Source organism: Pseudomonas cremoricolorata (assembly GCF_000759535.1).
Lineage (GTDB): Bacteria > Pseudomonadota > Gammaproteobacteria > Pseudomonadales > Pseudomonadaceae > Aquipseudomonas > Aquipseudomonas cremoricolorata_A.
The window spans coordinates 546304-567367 of sequence record NZ_CP009455.1; the positions used below are offsets into that span (position 1 = coordinate 546304).

The 21064-nt window shown below is 61.4% G+C and carries 15 protein-coding genes and 2 tRNA genes; 7 read left to right on the plus strand and 10 right to left on the minus strand.

The features are described 5' to 3' along the window. Nucleotides 1–538 precede the first annotated feature (538 nt). From LK03_RS02490 to LK03_RS02520, 7 genes are all read left to right on the plus strand, one after another. Entirely contained in the window at nucleotides 539–1921 is a 1383-nt protein-coding gene (locus tag LK03_RS02490; RefSeq protein WP_038410925.1) for a polynucleotide adenylyltransferase PcnB, read from the plus strand. Nucleotides 1922–1923: 2 nt separating this feature from the next. Continuing rightward, complete coding sequence (folK, locus tag LK03_RS02495) at nucleotides 1924–2403, plus strand: 2-amino-4-hydroxy-6-hydroxymethyldihydropteridine diphosphokinase (RefSeq protein ID WP_038410926.1); 480 nt, start codon at nucleotides 1924–1926, stop codon at nucleotides 2401–2403. A gap of 242 nt (nucleotides 2404–2645) precedes the next feature. Further along, nucleotides 2646–3446 (plus strand): 3-methyl-2-oxobutanoate hydroxymethyltransferase, encoded by an 801-nt coding sequence (gene panB, locus LK03_RS02500; protein WP_038414574.1) that lies wholly within the window; start codon nucleotides 2646–2648, stop codon nucleotides 3444–3446. After that, the gene (gene panC, locus LK03_RS02505; RefSeq protein WP_038410927.1) at nucleotides 3443–4306 is read left to right on the plus strand and encodes a pantoate--beta-alanine ligase; all 864 of its coding nucleotides are present in this window, start codon (nucleotides 3443–3445) and stop codon (nucleotides 4304–4306) included. The genes panB and panC overlap by 4 nt, the downstream gene beginning before the upstream one ends. Nucleotides 4307–4428: 122 nt before the next feature. Beyond that, nucleotides 4429–6093, plus strand: a complete 1665-nt coding sequence (pgi, locus tag LK03_RS02510) for a glucose-6-phosphate isomerase (protein ID WP_038410928.1) — start codon at nucleotides 4429–4431, stop codon at nucleotides 6091–6093. 112 nt (nucleotides 6094–6205) lie between these two features. Next, complete coding sequence (acs, locus tag LK03_RS02515) at nucleotides 6206–8140, plus strand: acetate--CoA ligase (RefSeq protein WP_038410929.1); 1935 nt, start codon at nucleotides 6206–6208, stop codon at nucleotides 8138–8140. A gap of 103 nt (nucleotides 8141–8243) precedes the next feature. Continuing rightward, the gene (locus LK03_RS02520) at nucleotides 8244–11180 is read left to right on the plus strand and encodes a DUF748 domain-containing protein (RefSeq protein ID WP_038410930.1); all 2937 of its coding nucleotides are present in this window, start codon (nucleotides 8244–8246) and stop codon (nucleotides 11178–11180) included. A 111-nt stretch (nucleotides 11181–11291) separates the two neighbouring features. Here LK03_RS02520 and LK03_RS02525 read toward each other — a convergent pair whose 3' ends face one another. The 10 genes from LK03_RS02525 to LK03_RS02570 form a co-directional block, all read right to left on the minus strand. After that, nucleotides 11292–11648 (minus strand): BON domain-containing protein, encoded by a 357-nt coding sequence (locus tag LK03_RS02525; protein WP_038410931.1) that lies wholly within the window; start codon nucleotides 11646–11648, stop codon nucleotides 11292–11294. A 261-nt stretch (nucleotides 11649–11909) separates the two neighbouring features. After that, on the minus strand, nucleotides 11910–14015 hold the full coding sequence (gene pnp, locus LK03_RS02530) for a polyribonucleotide nucleotidyltransferase (RefSeq protein WP_028695136.1): 2106 nt from the start codon (nucleotides 14013–14015) through the stop codon (nucleotides 11910–11912). A 249-nt stretch (nucleotides 14016–14264) separates the two neighbouring features. Next, nucleotides 14265–14534 carry a 30S ribosomal protein S15 gene (gene rpsO / locus LK03_RS02535; protein ID WP_016391796.1) on the minus strand — a complete coding sequence of 90 codons (270 nt, stop codon included), beginning with the start codon at nucleotides 14532–14534 and terminating at the stop codon, nucleotides 14265–14267. Between the two features lie 148 nt (nucleotides 14535–14682). Next, complete coding sequence (gene truB / locus LK03_RS02540; protein ID WP_038410932.1) at nucleotides 14683–15600, minus strand: tRNA pseudouridine(55) synthase TruB; 918 nt, start codon at nucleotides 15598–15600, stop codon at nucleotides 14683–14685. Nucleotides 15601–15604: 4 nt separating this feature from the next. Beyond that, nucleotides 15605–16003, minus strand: a complete 399-nt coding sequence (gene rbfA, locus LK03_RS02545; RefSeq protein ID WP_038410933.1) for a 30S ribosome-binding factor RbfA — start codon at nucleotides 16001–16003, stop codon at nucleotides 15605–15607. A 114-nt stretch (nucleotides 16004–16117) separates the two neighbouring features. Beyond that, nucleotides 16118–18643 carry a translation initiation factor IF-2 gene (gene infB / locus LK03_RS02550; RefSeq protein ID WP_038410934.1) on the minus strand — a complete coding sequence of 842 codons (2526 nt, stop codon included), beginning with the start codon at nucleotides 18641–18643 and terminating at the stop codon, nucleotides 16118–16120. A gap of 27 nt (nucleotides 18644–18670) precedes the next feature. Continuing rightward, a complete protein-coding gene (gene nusA, locus LK03_RS02555; protein ID WP_028695131.1) occupies nucleotides 18671–20152 on the minus strand; it encodes a transcription termination factor NusA in 1482 nt (493 codons plus the stop codon). A 59-nt stretch (nucleotides 20153–20211) separates the two neighbouring features. Further along, nucleotides 20212–20670, minus strand: a complete 459-nt coding sequence (gene rimP / locus LK03_RS02560; RefSeq protein ID WP_038414575.1) for a ribosome maturation factor RimP — start codon at nucleotides 20668–20670, stop codon at nucleotides 20212–20214. Between the two features lie 129 nt (nucleotides 20671–20799). Then, nucleotides 20800–20876, minus strand: a tRNA-Met gene (locus LK03_RS02565). Nucleotides 20877–20974: 98 nt separating this feature from the next. Next, a tRNA-Leu gene (locus LK03_RS02570) sits at nucleotides 20975–21060 on the minus strand. Between the last annotated feature and the right edge of the window lie 4 nt (nucleotides 21061–21064).

A 21064-nucleotide genomic window follows, 5' to 3' on the forward strand; every position in this document is an offset into this window, starting at 1 on the left:
CCGTGTTCATTGGGTTTGGCAAAGTTGGCACGGCACCTGCTACATCTTTCGTACAAGAACAATAAAAAGCACGGCAACTCATAACAAGAACAATACGAAACGGCTCACGCATAACAAGAACAACACGGCGGAGGCGCAGCTAACTGATTCTTTTGGAGACGCGTTGTGTGAGGGGCTTGCCCCGAAACCAGGCAGAGAACAACAAAAACTGCACTAAAAAGCAGCGCCTGAACTGGTTGGATCAATCGATCAGCACGACTCAACGATCAAAGCAATCCGTTTGCTCTTTGCCCCTGATGTAGGGGCCGCCTGCAGCGAAGCTTGCAGGCAGGGCACTCAACAAAAACAAGAAGCCCGTCATAACAATAACAAGAGCACGCAACGACTTGATGGGGAGCTTAGGCTCCCCATGTCGTTTCTCACCTCAGCGTCCCTCCGCGACTGCCTACACCATTCCCTGAGTAAATGCTAGAATCCCCGCCCATCATGCGGCCATTCCTTCATTCTTGGCCGAACATTCCTTCAAACAGTGCATCCCATGCTGAAGAAGTTGTTCCAGTCTTTCCGCCCTCCCGTCCACGCTCAGCACCATCGGCGCACTACGCCCGAGGTGATCAACAAGAGCCAGCACTCGCTGCAACGCAGCCAGTTCAGCCGCCATGCGGTGGGCATCGTAGAGCGCCTGCAAAGCGCAGGCTATCAGGCTTACCTGGTGGGTGGCTGTGTTCGCGACATGCTCCTGGGGATCGCCCCCAAGGACTTCGATGTCGCCACCAGCGCCACCCCGGAACAGGTTCGCGCAGAGTTTCGCAATGCGCGGATCATCGGCCGTCGTTTCAAGCTCGTGCACATCCAGTTCGGTCGCGAGATCATCGAAGTCGCCACATTCCGTGCGCCGCACTCGGATGAAGACCAGGACGACAAACACCGTTCGTCGCATCATGCCAATGGGCGCATCCTGCGCGACAACGTCTACGGCACCTTGGAAGAAGACGCCCAGCGCCGCGATTTCACCATCAATGCGCTGTACTACGATCCGGTCAGCGAGCGCATTCTCGATTACGCCAACGGCGTGCACGACATCCGCAATCGCCTGCTGCGCCTGATCGGTGATCCGACCCATCGTTACCAGGAAGATCCCGTGCGCATGCTGCGCGCGGTGCGTTTCGCTGCCAAGCTCGACTTCGGTATCGAGAAACACACCGTCGCGCCGATCCGCGAGCTGGCGCCGTTGCTGCGCGAGATTCCACCAGCGCGGTTGTTCGAAGAAAGCCTCAAACTGTTTCTCTCCGGCCAGGGCGCGATGGTCTTCGAAATGCTGGTCGACCTGGAACTGTTCGCGCCGCTGTTCCCCGCCAGCGCCCAGGCCCTGGAAGATCGCCCCACCTATACCTACACGCTGATCAGCCAGGCGCTGAACAACACCGACCTGCGTATCAAGCAGGGCAAACCGGTGACCCCGGCGTTCCTCTTCGCAGCGCTGCTGTGGCCTGCCCTGCCAGCACGTGTGCTGCACCTGCAGAACCAGGGCGTGCCGCCGATTCCGGCCATGAACGGCGCCGCCCACGAGCTGATCGCCGAACAGTGCCAGCGCGTGGCGGTACCCAAACGCTTCACCCTGCCGATCCGCGAGATCTGGGACATGCAGGAACGCCTGCCGCGGCGCAGTGGCAAACGTGCCGACCAGTTGCTGGACAACCCACGTTTCCGCGCCGGCTACGACTTCCTGCTGCTGCGCGAGAGCGCTGGCGAGCAGACCGACGATCTCGGCCAATGGTGGACCGACTATCAGGAAGCCCACGACGGCGAGCGCCGCGAAATGATCCGTGACCTGGGCAGCCGTGATGACGGCGCCGCACCGCGCAAGCGCAAGCGCACCAGCAGCAAGCGCAAACGCGGTGGCGACGAGGTCTTCGACTGAGCATGTCCAGCCGCGTCCATATCGGCCTGGGCAGCAACCTGGCCGAGCCTGCCGAGCAACTGCGCAGCGCCTTGCAGGCTATGGCCCAGATCGCCCGGACCGAGCTGGTGGGCACTTCCGCCTTCTATACCAGCGACTCACTGCTGCCCGGTCAGCCGCGCTACACCAATGCGGTGGCGGCACTGGACACCGGTCTCGAGCCGCTCGCGCTGCTCGACGCCCTGCAAGCCATCGAGAACCAGCACGGCCGTGTCCGTGCCGAGCGCTGGGGCCCGCGAACCCTCGACCTGGATATCCTGTTGTTCGGCGAACAGCTCATCGACATCCCGCGCCTCCAGGTGCCACATACGCAGCTGCACCTGCGCGCCTTCGTGCTTTACCCCCTTGCCGAACTGGTACCCGCTGACTATCAGCTGGCCGATGGACGCACGCTGGCGCAGTTGCTCGCCCACTGCCCCTTCGTCGGCCTCGAACGCCTGTAAACCAGGCGTTTCGCCACGGTAACGGCGGTAACACCGGTGCCGTAACATTGCGGTAACAGGTGATTGACTTCCCTCTTTTCGCTCACGACTATAGGCGTCCCGTGGTGCCATCAGGCGCCACACTGACCTGTTAGGCCCGGACGGCCTGAGCCCGAACATCACACACGATGATGTGCCGCCCTGGATGATGAATGCATGCGCCCGGCGCAGCGTCTTCACAGCGCCTGAAAGAGGATTTGTACATGCCTGACGTTACCCTCACGACCCTCAATGGCCTCAAGGCCAAGGGGGAAAAGATCACCATGCTGACCTGCTACGACGCCACCTTCGCCAAAGCGGCCAGTCAGGCCGGTGTCGAAGTGCTGCTGGTGGGTGATTCGCTGGGCATGGTATTGCAAGGGCACGACAGTACCTTGCCCGTTACCACGGCCGAAATGGCCTACCACACCGCCTGCGTCAAGCGCGGCAACGACGGTGCACTGATTCTTGCCGACCTGCCATTCATGGCCCATGCCACACCCGAACAAGCCTTTGCCAACAGCGCCACGCTGATGCAGGCCGGCGCGCACATGGTGAAGATCGAGGGTGCGGCCTGGCTGGCCGATACGATCAGCCAACTGAGCCAGCGCGGCGTGCCGGTCTGCGCACACCTGGGGCTGACCCCGCAGACGGTCAATGTCTTGGGTGGCTACAAGGTTCAAGGCCGCCAGCAGGCCCAGGCGGAACAAATGCGCGCCGACGCCCTGGCCCTGGAACAGGCCGGCGCGGCGATGCTGCTGCTCGAATGCGTGCCCAGCGAGCTGGCCAGGCAGATCAGCCAGTCAGTGAGCATTCCGGTGATCGGTATCGGTGCCGGCAGCGATACCGACGGACAGGTGCTGGTGCTGCACGACATGCTGGGGTTGTCGCTTAGTGGTCGAGTGGCGCGCTTCGTGAAGAACTTCATGATCGGCCAGAATGATATCAATGGCGCCCTCGCTGCTTACGTCAAAGCGGTCAAGGACGTCAGCTTCCCCGCCAGTGAACATGGGTTCAGCGCATGAATACAGTCAAGACCGTCCGCGAACTGCGCGCCGCCGTAGCGCGCGCTCGGGGTGAAGGCAAACGCATCGGCTTCGTGCCGACCATGGGTAACCTGCACAGTGGCCATGCCGCGCTGGTGACCAAGGCCGCGCAGCGTGCCGACTTCGTGGTCGCGAGCATTTTCGTCAACCCGCTGCAGTTCGGCGCCAACGAAGACCTCGCCACCTACCCCCGAACGCTTGCCGCCGACCAGGCGCGTCTGCTCGAAGCAGGCTGCAACCTGCTGTTCGCGCCAACCGTCGAGGAAATGTACCCCAGTGGTACGACTGCGCAGACCCGAGTCAGCGTTGGCCAGCTTTCGGAAGGTCTGTGCGGCGCCAGTCGCCCGGGACACTTCGAAGGTGTCGCGACCGTGGTCAACAAGCTGTTCAACATGGTCCAGCCCGATCTGGCCGTGTTCGGCGAAAAGGACTACCAGCAACTGGCCGTCATCCGCACCATGGTCCGCGACCTGAACATGCCCGTCCAGATCTTCGGCGAGCCCACCGTGCGCGCCGACGATGGCCTGGCGCTGTCCTCGCGCAATGGCTACCTGAGCCCCGAGCAACGCCAGATCGCCCCGGCGGTGTATCGCACCCTGTGCCAGTTGGCAGACGGCCTGCGCCGTGGTCGGCGCGATTACCAGGCGCTGCTCGACGAAGGCAAGACGCAACTGCAAAGCGCCGGGCTGCGCATCGACTATCTGGAACTGCGTCATGCGCTCACGCTGCAACCGGCGATGCTCGATGACCGCGACCTGGTGCTTCTGCTGGCCGCCTACCTGGGTAATACCCGCCTGATCGACAACCTGTACCTGCATCTGGACGAGCCCACAGCCTGAACCGCTTCAGCGTTTTTCATGATGGTTGCTACGGGGTTTTGCCTATACTGCCAGACGCCCCCGCAACTGCTGGCGACCACGAAGGTCAAAGACTCGAACATGCACCAAGGAAATCTCTCTTAATGGCGTATTACCGGACTCCCCATGATGTAACGGCACTGCCCGCCTGGCAGGCGCTCAAGCAGCACCGCGAGACCTTGCAGCACTTCAGCATGCGCGACGCCTTCAGCGCCGAGCCCAAGCGTTTCGAGCAGTTTTCCCTGAGCAGCTGCGGCCTGTTTCTCGATTACTCGAAGAACCTGATCACCGAGCAGACCCGCGCGCACCTGGTCGAGCTGGCCAATCAGGTCGGGCTGGACGATGCCATCAAGGCGATGTTCAGCGGCGAGATCATCAACACTTCCGAGGGCCGTCCGGTCCTACATACCGCACTGCGTCGTCCGGTGGGCGACAAGCTCGACGTCAACGGCGTCAACGTGATGCCAGAAGTGCACAAGGTGCTCAATCAGATCACCGAGCTGGTGACGCGCATTCACGATGGCCTGTGGCGTGGCTATAGCGAAAAGCCCATCACCGACGTGGTCAACATCGGTATCGGCGGCTCGTTCCTCGGCCCCGAGCTGGTGTCTGAAGCCCTGCTGCCCTATGCCCATCGCGGCGTGCGTTGCCACTACCTGGCCAATATCGACGGCAGCGAGTTCCACGAACTGTCGGCCAAACTGCGCGCCGAGACCACGCTGTTCATCGTCTCTTCGAAATCGTTCAACACCCTCGAAACCCTGAAGAACGCCACCGCCGCGCGTACCTGGTACCTGGCCCAGGGCGGCTCGGAAGCTGAGCTGTATCGTCACTTCATCGCAGTCTCGAGCAACAAGAGCGCAGCCGTGGCGTTCGGCATGCGCGAAGAGAACATCTTCCCGATGTGGGACTGGGTTGGCGGGCGTTACTCGCTGTGGTCGGCCATCGGCCTGCCGATCGCCCTGGCCATCGGCATAGCCAACTTCAAGGAGTTGCTGTCCGGCGCCTACACCATGGACCAGCACTTCCAGACTGCGCCATTCGAACAGAACATGCCAGTGCTGCTGGCGCTGCTGGGCGTGTGGTATGGCAATTTCTGGAACGCTCACAGCCACGCCATCCTGCCGTACGACCATTACCTGCGAAACATCACCAAACACTTGCAGCAGTTGGACATGGAATCCAACGGCAAAAGCGTCCTGCAGGACGGCAGCCCGGTTCCCGTGACCACGGGTCCGGTGATCTGGGGCGGTGTCGGCTGCAACGGTCAGCATGCGTATCACCAGTTGTTGCACCAAGGCACGCACCTGATTCCGGCCGACTTCATCGTGCCGGTGGTCAGCTTCAACCCGGTCGCCGACCACCACCAGTGGCTATACGCCAACTGCCTGTCGCAGAGCCAGGCGCTGATGCAGGGCAAGACCCTGGCAGAAGCCGAAGCCGAATTGCGTGCCAAAGGCCTCAACGAGGCCGACATCGCGCAACTGGCGCCGCACAAGGTGATTCCAGGCAACCGGCCGAGCAACACCTTGGTGGTCGAGCGCATCAGCCCGCGCCGCCTCGGCGCGCTGGTGGCCATGTACGAGCACAAGGTGTTCGTGCAAAGCGTGGTCTGGGGCATCAACGCCTTCGACCAATGGGGCGTCGAGCTAGGCAAGGAACTGGGCAAAGGGGTCTACCAGCGCCTGGTCGGGGCCCAGGAAGACAGCGCCGAAGATGGCTCGACCCAGGGCCTGATCAACTACTTCCGCAGCCGTCACCGCGGCTGATCATAGTGGCTGTTCTTTGCGGGCGCTTCGGCGCCCGCTTTGCGTTGTGACTTGCGCTGGCGGTAGACGCACTAGACTGTTCTGACGACCTACAAGAGCAGGACCACCCGCCATGTTCGATCTCAGTCGCTATCCCCATGCCTTGGCCGTCAGCCAAAACGCCCGCCTCAGCCAGGCCGAGTACCAGCGCCTGTACCGTCAGTCGGTAAACGATCCCGACACTTTCTGGGCCGAGCAGGCCAAGCGCCTGGAATGGTCCAAGCCTTTCACCCAGGTGCAACACTGCGATATCCGCACCGGCGAGGCGCGCTGGTTCGAGGACGGTCAACTCAACGTCAGCTACAACTGCATCGACCGCCACCTGCCCAGCCGTGGCGAGCAGACCGCGTTGCTGTGGGAAGGTGACGATCCCAACGACAGCAAGGCCATCAGTTACCGCGAACTGCATCGCCAGGTCTGCCGCCTGGCCAACGTGCTCAAGGCCCATGGCGTCGGTAAGGGCGACCGCGTGTGCATCTACATGCCGATGGTGCCCGAGGCGGCCTACGCCATGCTCGCCTGCACGCGCATCGGTGCGGTGCATTCGGTGGTGTTCGGCGGCTTCTCGCCCGACGCCCTGCGCGACCGCATTCTCGACGCCGATTGCCGCACCGTCATCACCGCCGACGAAGGCGTGCGCGGCGGCAAGCGTATTGCGCTCAAAGGCAACGTCGACAAGGCGCTGGACAGCTGCCCGCAGGTATCGACCGTGCTGGTAGTCAAGCGCACCGGCGCCAACGTGGACTGGAACGATGCGCGTGATGTCTGCTACGCGACCGCCACGGCGCAAGCCTCTGACGACTGCGCCGCTGAGCCGATGGGCGCGGAAGACCCGCTGTTCATCCTCTACACCTCGGGCAGCACCGGCAAGCCCAAAGGCGTGCTGCACAGCACCGGCGGCTATCTGCTGCAGGCGGCGCTAACCTTCGACGTGGTGTTCGATTACCGCGAAGGCGAGGTGTTCTGGTGCACCGCCGATGTCGGTTGGGTCACTGGACACAGCTACATCGTCTATGGCCCGCTGGCCAACGGCGCCACCTCGCTGATGTTCGAGGGCGTTCCCAGTTACCCGGACAGTTCACGCTTCTGGCAGGTGGTCGACAAACACCAGGTCAACATCTTCTACACCGCCCCTACCGCCCTGCGTGCGCTGATGCGCGAAGGTCAGGGACCGTTGCGCAGCACCTCGCGGGACAGCCTGCGCCTGCTCGGCAGTGTCGGCGAGCCGATCAACCCGGAAGCCTGGCAATGGTATTTCGACGAGGTCGGCAAACAGCGCTGCCCGATCGTCGACACCTGGTGGCAGACCGAAACCGGCGGCATCATGCTCAGCCCTTTGCCCGGCACCCCACAGCTCAAGCCCGGCTGCGCCACGCAACCGCTGTTCGGCGTGCAACCGGTGCTGCTCGACGAGCAAGGCCAGGTCATTGACGGCCCGGGCACAGGGCTGTTGGCGATCAAGGCCAGTTGGCCGGGGCAGATCCGCAGCGTCTATGGTGACCAGCAGCGTATGGTCGACACCTACTTCAAGCCGTTCGCCGGCTACTACTTCACCGGTGATGGCGCGCGTCGCGACGAACAGGGCGACTATTGGATCACCGGCCGGGTGGATGATGTGATCAATGTCTCCGGGCACCGTATCGGCACCGCAGAAGTGGAAAGCGCGCTGGTGCTGCATGAGCGGGTGGCCGAGGCCGCGGTGGTCGGCTACCCGCACGATCTCAAGGGCCAGGGCGTGTATGCCTTCGTTACGCCCATGGATGGGGTGACGGCGGACGATGCGCTCAAGGCCGAGTTGCTGAGCCTGGTGAGCAAGGAAATCGGCAGTTTCGCCAAGCCCGAACTGATCCAGTGGGCCCCAGCGCTGCCCAAGACCCGCTCGGGCAAGATCATGCGACGGATTCTGCGCAAGATCGCCTGCAATGAACTGGAAACGCTCGGTGATACCTCGACCCTGGCCGACCCCAGCGTGGTTCAGGGGTTGATCGATCAGCGCCTGAACCACTGACGCGATGCAGCCGGGAGCGGCTTGGGTTTTCCACGGGTACAGCGGAACCGTTGTCCCGTGCCATACTCCAACCTCTCCCGCTCGCGACTGACGACGCCTCTCCATGCTCAAAGGATTGTTCCGCGCGCTCTGCGCCTTGGTCGCCCTTGTGGCTCTGTACAGCTTGCTCGGTTTTCTGGTGCTGCCTGGAATAGCGCTACGTGTCGCCAACCAGCAACTGACCCAGTACGCCAACGCACCGGCGCATCTGCAACGCATCGAATTCAACCCGTTCAGCCTCGAGCTGACCTTGTGGGGGCTGGAGATCGGTGAACCGGGCAAGCCGCAGGTTGGTTTCGAACGCCTGTATGCCAATCTGCAACTCGATAGCCTGTGGAAGCGCACCCTGCGGTTGCAGGCCGTCGAGTTGGACAAGCCGCGCACCGAACTGTTGTTCGCCAAGAATGGCCAGTTGAATCTGACGCAGTTGTTCACCCTGCCGCCTAGCGAAGCAACACCTCAACAGCCCCCGAGCGACCCGTTCCCGCTGCGCATCGCCAGCCTCACGCTCAATGAAGGCTACCTGCACTTCCGTGACTTGCGCCCCAGCGAGCCGATCGAGTTCCTCTACGACTCGATGAACCTCGAGCTGAAGAACCTCAGCACCTTGGCCAACGACAACGCTGACATGACCCTGGTGGCCAAGAGCCCGGCCGGTGGGCGCATCGACTGGGCCGGCAGCCTGAGCCTGGCACCGATTGCCTCCGAAGGCACGCTGAAGATCACCGACGCCAAGATGAAACTGTGGTGGCCCTACGTACGCGACGCGCTACCGTTGGTGCTACAGGATGGCATGATGAGCTTCGACACCCACTACCGCCTGAACCTGGCCAAGGACACCGAACTGCTGCTCGACAAAACCTCGCTGAACGTTGCGCCATTCGCCATCAAGGCCCCCGATGGACGTCAACTGGCACGGTTGGCGAGCCTTCAAGTCAGCGATGCCTCGCTGGACCTGGCCAAACAACGCGTAGTGATCGGCAAAATCCGTAGTCAGAAGCTGGAAACCTGGGCGGCCCTGGAACGTGATGGCCAGCTCGACTGGCAGGTGCTGTTCGCCAGCCAGCCCAAAACCCCCAGCGCCAAAGACAAAGCCGCGCCGGCCACCGCCGCACCCAAAGCCAGGCCTAAAGCCGACGCTGCGCCGGGCAAGCCCTGGCAGGTGCTGCTCAAGGACGTGCAGACGCGCAATGCCATGATCCACCTCGCCGACCGCAGCCAGAAAGAGCCGGTAACGCTTGACCTCGGTCCGCTGAACCTGAACATGACCGGCTACGACAGCCTCAACCGCTCGCCGTTCGACCTCAAGCTCGACACCGGCGTGGGCAAGCAGGGCAAGCTACAGGCCAGTGGACAGGTGAATCTGGCCCCCGTCAGCGCCAAGCTCGATATCAACACCCAGGACATCGACCTGCGTATCGCCCAGGCTTATATCAACCCTTACATCCTGCTGGAACTGCGCAGCGGCATGCTCACCAGCCAGCTCAAGCTCGACCTGCAAGGCACCGAGCCGCTGGCCTTGAGCGTGACCGGCAAGGCCCAGGTCGATCAACTGCACACCCTCGACACCATCAAGAATCGCGACCTGGTCAAATGGCAGCGTGTCGATGCCGATGGCATTCGCTATGTCCACGGTGATGCCGTGTCGATCGACAAGCTGACGCTCACGCAGCCGTATGCACGCTTCATCATCAACGAAGACCGCACTACCAATATCGATGACCTGGTCATTGCTCAACCGGCCAATGGCCCTGCCGCCGCGCCGGCGGGAGGCAAAACACCGAGCAATGAGCGGCCGCTGGGCATTCGTATCGGTCAGATCGCCATCGTCGATGGCTCGGCCAACTTCGCCGATCTGACCCTGACCCCGAACTTTGCCACCGCAGCGCAGCAGTTGAGCGGTAACGTCGGCACCATCGACAACCGCCAGCCAACGCCTGCCAAGGTCGACATTCAAGGCAAGGTCGATCGTTATGCGCCGGTGATCATCCATGGCGCGCTCAACCCGTTCAACTTCATGGAAAGCCTGGACATCGCCGCCAGTTTCCGCCGCGTCGAGCTGACCACCCTGACGCCCTACTCCGGCAAGTTCGCCGGCTATCGCATTCGCAAGGGTCGCCTGAACCTCGACCTGCATTACCTGATCAGCAATGGCCAGCTCAAGGCCGAGAACACCGTGCTGGTCGAGCAGTTGCAGTTGGGCGACCGGGTCGAGAGTCCGGACGCGCTCAACCTGCCTGTCAGGCTGGCAGTGGCGCTGCTCAAAGATACCCAAGGACGGATTTCCCTGGAGCTGCCGGTCAGTGGCGATCTCAACAACCCGCAGTTCAGCGTCATGCCCATCGTCTGGCAGACGCTGCGTAACCTGGTTTTGCGCGCAGCGCAGTCTCCGTTCAAGTTCATCGGCGGGCTGGTGTCCGGCGGACATTCCCAAGACCTCAGCACCGTTTCCTTCGCCCCCGGCTCCAGCGAGCTGAGTGCCGAGTCGCGGTCGGCACTCGACACTCTGGCTACCGGCCTAAAACAGCGCCCGCAGCTGCGTCTGGAAATCGAGGGCACCAGCGCCCAGTCCAGCGACGGGCCGCTGCTCGCCCAGCAGCGCCTGGATCGCGAATACCAGGCCACCTGGTACAAGATCCTGCAACGCCGTGGCGACAAGGTGCCAGCCAATGCGTCGATGATCGCGGTGGCCGAGGATGACAAACCCGCGATGCTCGAAGGCATCTACCGCACCCGCTTGAAGCAGCAACCGCCCGCCGAGTGGGAGCAATTGAGCCGTGAAGAACGTACCCGCAACCTGCGCGATGCGGTGCTCAAGTACTGGACCGAAAGTGCTGCCCTGCAACGTCAACTGGGCCAGGACCGGGCCAGCAGTATCAAGGATTACCTAGTAGACAAAGGCGGGCTTGCCGATGATCGCGTGTACTTCATCGACACCACGCTGGGCAAGGCGGAGAAGGACGGCAAGGTCATTACTCCATTGCACTTGGATGCGGGATGAAGCGCTGAGCGGTATTGGATTTCACCGATGCTCTGAATGCAAAAAACCCCGGCTCGACGCCGGGGCTTTTCGTTGAACTTGAGCCCGGTCCTTCGGGCCCTGTGCAGAAGCTTACTGGGTTTTCAGGGCTTCGGCGGTGACGCTCTTAACGCCTTTGATCTTCTTGGCGATAGCGACTGCGGTCTCTTTCTGAGCAGAGGTCAGGGTCACGCCATCTTTCGAGGACAGAGCAACTACGCCGTGGGTGGTTTCAACTTTGATGTCGGAACCCGGAATGCCTTTTTCGGTCAGCAGGTCAGCTTTGACCTTGGTCGTGATCCAGGTGTCGCTAGTTTCTTGCTTGGCCTTGGTGACCTCGCCAGCTGCAAGCACCATTGGCGCCTGGGAAGTTTGCTGAGCCGCGAAGGCTGCGTTGGTCATGGTCAGAGTCATAGCAGCAGCGGCAGCAGCGATAGCGAACTTCTTCATACAAGACACTCCTGTTTTTCGAAAGGTCTGCACCGTAGTCTCCGGCAGCAGGTAAGTAGGATATTGCACGCCCTGTGCCAGCTCTGAGCCATATAAAATTGTCATTTATATCAATGACTTAAGATATTACAGGATTTTCAGCTTCGTGCATTTTGCAAGCCGACCTCAAATCCTGCATGCAAGATGCAAGTCCACCAATAAAAATCCCAGGCAAAAAGAAAGGGGCCAGCAAGGCCCCTTTTTTTTACTGCACAATCACACTCAGACGCCGGAAGCTTTCGCCGCCGCCACGTCCTTGATCGACAGCTTGATACGGCCGCGGTTGTCCACATCCAGTACCAGCACTTCGACTTCCTGACCTTCCTTCAGGATGTCGGTGACTTTCTCGACGCGCTCGTTGCTGAGCATCGAGATGTGCACCAGGCCATCCTTGCCAGGCAGGATGTTGACGAAGGCACCGAAGTCGACGATACGCTCTACCTTGCCGACGTAGATCTTGCCGATCTCGGCTTCGGCGGTGATGCTCAGCACGCGCTGACGCGCCGCTTCAGCTGCATCCTTGGTCTCGCCGAAGATCTTGATCGAGCCATCGTCTTCGATGTCGATCGACGCTTTGGTCTCTTCGCAGATGGCGCGGATGGTTGCGCCGCCTTTGCCGATGACGTCACGAATCTTGTCGGTGTCGATCTTCATCGCGATCATGGTCGGTGCGTTGGCCGACAGCTCGGTACGCGACGTGGCGATGATCTGGTTCATCTGGCCGAGGATGTTCAGGCGCGCTTCCAGGGCCTGGCCCAGGGCGATTTCCATGATCTCTTCGGTGATGCCGTTGATCTTGATGTCCATCTGCAGTGCGGTAACGCCTTTGGCGGTACCGGCAACCTTGAAGTCCATGTCGCCCAGGTGGTCTTCGTCACCGAGGATGTCGGTCAGAATGGCGAACTTCTCGCCTTCCTTGACCAGACCCATGGCGATACCGGCAACCGGTGCCTTCATCGGTACACCGGCGTCCATCAGCGCGAGGGAAGCACCGCAGACCGACGCCATGGAGCTGGAACCGTTGGACTCGGTGATTTCCGAGACCACGCGGATGGTGTACGGGAACACGTCGGCAGCCGGCAGCATGGCCTGAACCGAACGGCGGGCCAGGCGGCCGTGACCGATTTCACGACGGCCAGCGCCGCCCATGCGACCACACTCGCCTACCGAGAACGGCGGGAAGTTGTAGTGCAGCATGAAGGGGTCTTTCTTCTCGCCTTCGAGAGTGTCGAGCAGCTGCGCGTCACGGGCAGTACCCAGGGTCGCGACGACCAGGGCCTGGGTTTCGCCACGGGTGAACAGTGCCGAACCGTGGGTCTTCGGCAGAACGCCGACTTCGATGTTCAGCGGACGCACGGTCTTGGTGTCACGACCGTCGATACGCGGCTTGCCGTTGACGATGTTCTCGCGAACGGTGCGGTATTCGATTTCGCCGAAGATCTCTTTGACCTGGGCCGCGGTCGGCTGGCCTTCTTCGCCGGAGAACTTGGCGATCGCCTGGTCACGCAGCTCGCCCAGACGCGCGTAACGGTCGGCCTTGACGGTGACGGTATAGCCCTGGGAAACGGCTTCGCCGAACTCGGCGCGGATGGCGTCGAACAGCGCGGTGTTGGCAACGGCGGGTTTCCAGTCCCAGGTCGGCTTGGCGGCTTCGGCAGCCAGTTCCTTGACGGCCTTGATCACAGCCTGGAACTCGTCGTGGGCGAACAGCACGGCGCCCAGCATCTGATCTTCGGTCAGCTCTTCGGCTTCCGACTCGACCATCAGTACCGCGTCGGCGGTACCGGCTACGACCATGTCCAGGCTGGAAGCAGCCAGTTGCTCGTAGGTCGGGTTGAGCAGGTAGCCGGTGCTTTCATGGAAGGCAACACGGGCTGCGCCGATCGGGCCTTCGAATGGAATGCCGGAGATGGCCAGGGCGGCCGAGGTACCGATCATCGCAGCGATGTCCGGATCGGTCTTCTTGCTGGTGGAGACCACGGTGCAGACGACCTGCACTTCGTTCATGAAGCCTTCCGGGAACAGCGGACGGATCGGACGGTCGATCAGGCGAGAGGTCAGCGTCTCTTTTTCCGAAGGACGGCCTTCGCGCTTGAAGAAGCCACCGGGGATCTTGCCCGCGGCGTAGGTTTTTTCCTGGTAGTGCACCGACAGCGGGAAGAAGCCCTTGCTTGGGTCGGCATGCTTGGCACCGACCACGGTCACCAGCACGGTGACATCGTTATCGACGGTGACCAGCACAGCGCCGCTTGCCTGACGGGCAATACGGCCGGTTTCTAGTGTGACGGTCGATTGACCGAACTGAAATGTCTTGATTACCGGGTTCACGGTTTCCTACCTTCTCAATGGCTCTGGGGGAACTGGTTTCTTGCGAATTCTTGGGCAGCATGGGGAATCGGCCCCATCGACCGTCCAGATACAACACGAGGCTGGGAGCCTGACTGCCCAGCGGTAGAACCGCCGGGCGTTGTCAGGCTGCCAACCTCGAAGATACGCGTGGCGTGTCCGACGGCACTGCTGACCAGCAGCCTTGCCGAAGCCTGCGACACGCCATGCACACCACTGACCTGGCCGCTATTAGCGACGCAGGCCCAGGCGACCGATCAGGGCGCTGTAACGCGTGGTGTCTTTGCCCTTCAGGTAGTCCAGCAGCTTACGACGCTGGTTGACCATACGAATCAGACCACGACGGGAGTGGTGGTCCTTGTCGTTGGCCTTGAAGTGGCCTTGCAGCTTGTTGATGTTGGCGGTCAGCAGAGCAACCTGCACTTCCGGGCTACCGGTGTCACCGGCGGCTTGCTGATAGTCGGCAACGATCTGAGCTTTTTCTTCAACGCTGAGTGCCATTTGGCTTCTCCTGATAAACGGAACACGCAAGCGCATTCCAATAGGCCGGGGACGAACCCCGCTGTAAGTAAGAAGGCGTGACCGCGCCTAATAACAGCCACCCTTTTATCCACAGGCTCGGACCAAAGCCTTTGCCTGTGGGGTTCGGTCATTCCGACCGAATCAGTCGACGCGGCGCGATGCGCCCGTCTTCGCTCACTTCACCGATTCCGATGAAGCGGCCGTTGTCATCCTGGACCCGGACCATGCCGAACTGCGGGGCATCCGGGGCCCTCACCGCCTGGCCATGCAGCCAGTAGAACGCACTGTTGGCCGACAGGCACACCAGCGGCCAATCGAGCAGACCGCTATCGACCGGCATGAGGAAGCGGTCGAGCGCCTCGTTGCCACCTTCGGCATGGGCCTGCTCCAGCGCTTCCAGGGTCACAGTCTGCGCCAGCTCGAAGGGCCCGGCGTGGGTCCGCCGCAGTTCCGCGACGTACGCACCACAGCCCAGCACTTCGCCGATGTCTTCCACCAGTGTGCGGATATAAGTGCCTTTACTGCAGCCAACCGACAGCCGCGCACGGGTGCCTTCGCTGTGCAGCAGCTCCAGGCGCGTAATAGTAACAGAACGCGCCTCGCGCTCCACTACCTCTCCTGCACGAGCGAGCTTGTAAAGTGGCTGGCCGTCACGCTTGAGGGCCGAATACATCGGCGGCACCTGGCTGATCGGGCCGCGAAACGCCGGCAGTGCCGCTTCGATATCGGCGCGACCAACGGTCACTTCCCGGGTTCGCAGCACTTCGCCTTCAGCGTCGGCGGTATTGGTGGTCTGACCCAGTTGCATGACCGTCTCGTAACCTTTGTCGGAATCGAGCAGGTACTGAGAGAACTTGGTCGCCTCGCCGAAGCACAGTGGCAGCACGCCGGTGGCCAACGGATCGAGACTGCCCGTGTGGCCGGCCTTTTCCGCATTGAGCAACCAGCGTACTTTCTGCAAGGCAGCATTGGAGGTGAACCCTAATGGCTTGTCGAGCAAGATGATGCCGCTGACATTGCGGCGAATACGTTTGACCTGCGCCACCGGCTTACTCCTTGGTGTCCGACTCATCGCCCTGCTGATGCAGGCGATCTTCAGCCACCGCACGTTCGATCAGCGCCGACAGGTGCACGCCCCGGCTGACGCTTTCGTCGTAGTGGAAATGCAGTTGCGGCACACTGCGCAATTGCATGGCACGGCCCAAGTGCAAGCGCAGGAAGCTTGCGGCATTGTTCAATGCCTTGAGGGTCTGCGGCACGGCATCGGCATCATCGCCGCCCATGACGGTGATGAATACCTTGGCATGGCCCAGGTCGCGACTGACGTCGACGGCAGTGATGGTCACTAGGCCGACACGCGGGTCCTTGACTTCGCGGCGAATCAGCTCGGCCAGCTCGCGCTGCATCTGATCGCCAATGCGTTGGGTACGGCTATATTCTTTTGCCATTCTTACTACCTGTTTCTCAAGCGGCAAACGCCCGGCGAGGCGTGTGCCTGACCGGGCGTTACCTTGTGAGGCGCAGCCATCACTGACGGGATGGGGCTGCGCCCGGCACGACCCTTACAGGGTACGTGCCACCTGGACTTTCTCGAAGACTTCGATCTTGTCGCCGACCTTGACGTCGTTGTAGCTCTTGACGCCAATACCGCACTCCATGCCATTACGCACTTCGGCAGCATCGTCCTTGAAGCGACGCAGCGACTCCAGCTCGCCTTCGAAGATCACCACGTCTTCGCGCAGAACGCGAATCGGACGGTTGCGGTACACGATACCTTCGATGACCATGCAGCCGGCGATGGCGCCGAACTTGGGCGAACGGAACACGTCACGCACTTCGGCAACACCCAGAATGTTCTCGCGAACATCGCTGCCGAGCATGCCGGTCAGGGCCTTCTTGACGTCCTCGATGATGTCGTAGATCACGTTGTAGTAACGCATATCCAGACCTTCCTGCTCGACGATCTTGCGCGCACCGGCATCGGCACGCACGTTGAAGCCGAACAGCACCGCGTTCGAGGCCAGGGCTAGGTTGGCATCGCTCTCGGTGATACCACCGACACCGCCACCGATCACACGCACCTGAACTTCGTCGTTGCCCAGGCCGCCGAGCGAACCCTGCAGCGCTTCGAGCGAACCACGAACATCGGTCTTGAGGACGATGTTGAGGGTTTTCTTCTCTTCCTGACCCATGGTCTCGAAGATGTTTTCCAGCTTGCCGGCGTGAGCACGGGCCAGCTTGACCTCGCGGTACTTGCCTTGACGGAACATCGCCACTTCACGGGCTTTCTTCTCGTCAGCCACCACCGACAGCTCGTCACCGGCTTCCGGGGTGCCATCCAGACCGAGAATCTCGACCGGGATCGACGGACCAGCTTCCTTCACAGGCTTGCCGTTCTCGTCGAGCATGGCACGCACGCGGCCATAGTTGGAGCCGCACAGGACCATGTCACCCTGACGCAGGGTACCGTCCTGAACCAGGATGGTGGCAACCGGGCCACGTCCCTTGTCAAGACGCGATTCGACCACGACACCACGACCAGGAGCGGTCGGCGTGGCGGTCAGTTCGAGAATCTCGGCCTGCAGCAACACGGCTTCGAGCAGCTCGTCGACACCGGTACCCATCTTCGCCGAAACCTTGACGAATGGTGTGTCACCACCCCAGTCCTCGGAGGTCACGCCTTCGACGGCCAGTTCGTTGCGAATGCGATCGAGGTCAGCACCTGGCTTGTCGATCTTGTTCACTGCAACCACCAGCGGAACGCCGGCAGCCTTGGCGTGTTGCACGGCTTCGCGGGTCTGCGGCATGACGCCGTCGTCCGCAGCCACCACCAGGATGACGATGTCGGTGGCCTTGGCACCACGGGCACGCATCTGAGTGAACGCGGCGTGACCCGGGGTATCGAGGAAAGTGACCATGCCGCGGTCGGTTTCCACGTGGTATGCACCGATGTGCTGGGTGATGCCACCGGCCTCGCCAGCGGCGACCTTGGCACGACGGATATAGTCGAGCAGCGAGGTCTTGCCGTGGTCGACGTGCCCCATGACGGTGACGACCGGCGCACGGGACTCGACCACGCCTTCGAACTTCAGCGATTCGGCCAGCGAGTCTTCCAGGGCGGAATCGCTGATCAGCGTGACCTTGTGGCCCAGCTCCTCGGCGATCAGCTGGGCAGTTTCCTGATCCAGCACCTGGTTGATGGTCACCGGGGTGCCCATCTTGAACATGAACTTGACGACTTCAGCGGCCTTGACCGACATCTGCTGCGCCAGCTCGGAGACGGTGATGGTCTCGCCGATGGTGACATCGCGCACCAGCGGGCCAGTCGGGCTCTGGAAGCCGTGCTGGTTACGCTTCTTCAGCTTGCCTTTGCCACCACGACCACGGCGAGCACCATCGCTCTCTTCGTCGGTGGTACGCGGCGCGGCGCGCGGCGTCGGCGCTTTTTCCTTTTCCTTCACCTTGACCTTGATCGACACGCGTGGCGCTTCGCCACGGCGCTCGCCGCCACGGCGATCGTCTTCACGGGTGCGGGTCTCGTTGCGGCGAGTCTCGTCTTTCTTGCGCTCGGCAGCACGGGCTGCAGCGTCATCGGCCATCGGCGCGTCGGCCACGGCCGGAGCGGCCGCCGGTCCCGGAGCTGCGGCAGCCGGGGCAGCGGCAGCGGGTGCCGGCGCCTCGCGACGGGCCTGCTCTTCAGCACGCTGACGGGCGTCGGCCTCGCTCTTGGCACGCTCGGCGTTTTCCGCCGCACGACGCTCTTCGAGCTCACGTTTCTGCTCAGCCTGGATTTCTTCCGCGCTGCGCTGAACGAAGACTTTCTTCTTGCGTACTTCTACGCTGATGCTCTTGCTACCGGCGACACGCAGGGTGCTGGTGGTCTTGCGCTGCAAGGTAATCTTGCGCGGCTCTTCCGCCTTGCTTTTATGGCTGCTTTTCAGATGGGTCAGCAGTACCTGCTTCTCGTTGTCGGTCACTACTTGACCGGCGTCGGTGTGTGGCAGACCTGCCTCACGCATCTGCTGCAGCAGGCGCTCTACCGGTGCCTCGACCTCTTGGGCCAGTTCTTTCACCGTGACTTGCGTCATGCACTTCTCTCCTCAGGCCACGCCTAATTACTCGAACCAGTGGGCTCGCGCGGCCATGATCAACTTGCCGGCACGCTCTTGGTCGATGCCGTCGATGTCGAGCAGGTCGTCAATCGACTGCTCGGCCAGGTCTTCGCGGTTAACCACGCCGCGCACCGCCAGTTCCGCTGCCAGGTCCGGATCCATACCCTCGAGGGAGAGCAGGTCTTCGGCCGGATGGGCGTCTGCCAGTTTTTCTTCGGTAGCGATGGCTTTGGTCAACAACCGGTCCTTGGCACGAGCGCGAAGCTCGTTGACGATTTCTTCGTCGAAGCCATCGATGTTGAGCATTTCTTCCAACGGTACGTAGGCAATTTCTTCAAGGCTGGTGAAACCTTCGTCGACCAGCACTTGTGCCAGCTCCTCGTCGACTTCCAGTTCTTCAACGAAATTACGCAGGATGTCGCCAGTTTCTGCTTGCTGCTTGGCCTGGATATCCTTCTCGGTCATCACGTTCAGGGTCCAGCCGGTCAACTGACTGGCCAGACGAACGTTCTGCCCGCCACGACCGATGGCCTGGGCGAGGTTGTCTTCGGCGACGGCGATGTCCATGGCATGGGCATCTTCATCAACGATGATCGCCGCGACCTCAGCCGGCGACATGGCGTTGATGACGAACTGTGCCGGGTTATCGTCCCAGAGGACGATATCGACACGCTCACCACCCAGCTCGCCGGACACGGCTTGTACACGCGAACCGCGCATGCCGATACAGGCACCTTGCGGATCGATGCGCTTGTCCTTGGAGCGGACGGCGATCTTGGCACGCGAACCCGGATCACGGGAGGCGGCCATGACTTCGATGAGACCTTCAGCGATTTCCGGCACTTCGATGCGGAACAGCTCGATCAGCATCTGCGGCGCGGTGCGCGACAGGATCAGTTGCGGGCCGCGGTTTTCGCTGCGGATTTCCTTGAGCAGCGCACGCAGACGCACGCCGACCCGGAAAGTCTCACGGGGAATGATGTCTTCACGCGCCAGCAACGCCTCGGCATTGTTGCCAAGGTCGACGATGACGTTGTCGCGAGTGACCTTCTTGACGGTACCGGAGATGATCTCGTTGACCCGCTCGCGGTAAGCGTCGACCACCTGGGCGCGCTCGGCCTCACGAACCTTCTGCACGATCACCTGCTTGGCGGTCTGTGCAGCGATACGACCGAACTCGATCGACTCGATCTTTTCCTCGATCACATCGCCAACCTGGGCTTCAGGGTGGGTCAGGTGGATCTTGCTCGGCCAGGTCTCGATGGCCGGATCGTCCAGGGCATCTTCGTCCACGACGGTCCAGCGACGGAAAGTCTCGTAGCTACCGGTGTGGCGGTTGATTTCCACACGCAGATCGACTTCGTCTTCAAAACGTTTCTTGGTTGCCGTGGCCAAAGCCACTTCCAGCGCCTCGAAAATGACGCCAGGGGGTACACCTTTTTCGTTGGATACCGATTCAACAACCAGCAATACTTCTTTGCTCATCGTACGCCTCGCCTTGCGCAAGCCATTGGACCCGGATAATCCGGCGGGCCCGGCACGTCTCAGTCAAAACTGGGAATAATATTGGCCTTGTCGATCGAATCGATCGGCAACAGGAACTCGTTGTCATCCACCTGGACGACCACATCCTGATCCTCCACACCACGAAGGAGGCCTTGGAAGTTGCGTCGACCCTCGAAAGGGATACGCAGCTTGATCTTCACTTGTTCGCCGGCATGCGAGGCAAACTGTTCCAAGGTGAACAGTGGGCGATCCATGCCAGGAGAAGACACCTCGAGGGTGTATTCGCTGCTGATAGGATCTTCCACATCGAGGATGGCGCTGGCCTGGCGACTGACCGCTTCACAGTCGTCCACCAGAATGCCGCCGTCCTTGTCGATGTAGATGCGCAGTACCGAATGCTTACCCTGGGAAACGTATTCGATCCCCCAGCACTGATAGCCCAGACCCTCGACAACCGGGGCCAACAAGGCCTGCAACTGTTCTAGCTTGCTCGACACCTGAACCCCCTCGTGCATGCTGTGCAAATAAAAAATGGGCGAAACGCCCATCCCTGAAAGCGCCGTTGGACAACGACGCCGAAACTGTTCGGTTAGCAAAAAGCCCCTGAAAAGGGGCTTGACCAAAGCTGGTTGCGGGGGCTGGATTTGAACCAACGACCTTCGGGTTATGAGCCCGACGAGCTACCAAGCTGCTCCACCCCGCGACAAAGCTGGGGCGAAAGTATAAGACCGAACCCCCTACAGGGTCAATCCGACCTCCACCTGCAAGAAAGCCCGCTAAAGCGGGCTCTCAAGCTTCAATTGGTACCGAGAAGGGGACTCGAACCCCTACACCCTATGGGCACAACCACCTCAAGGTTGCGTGTCTACCAATTCCACCACCTCGGCAATA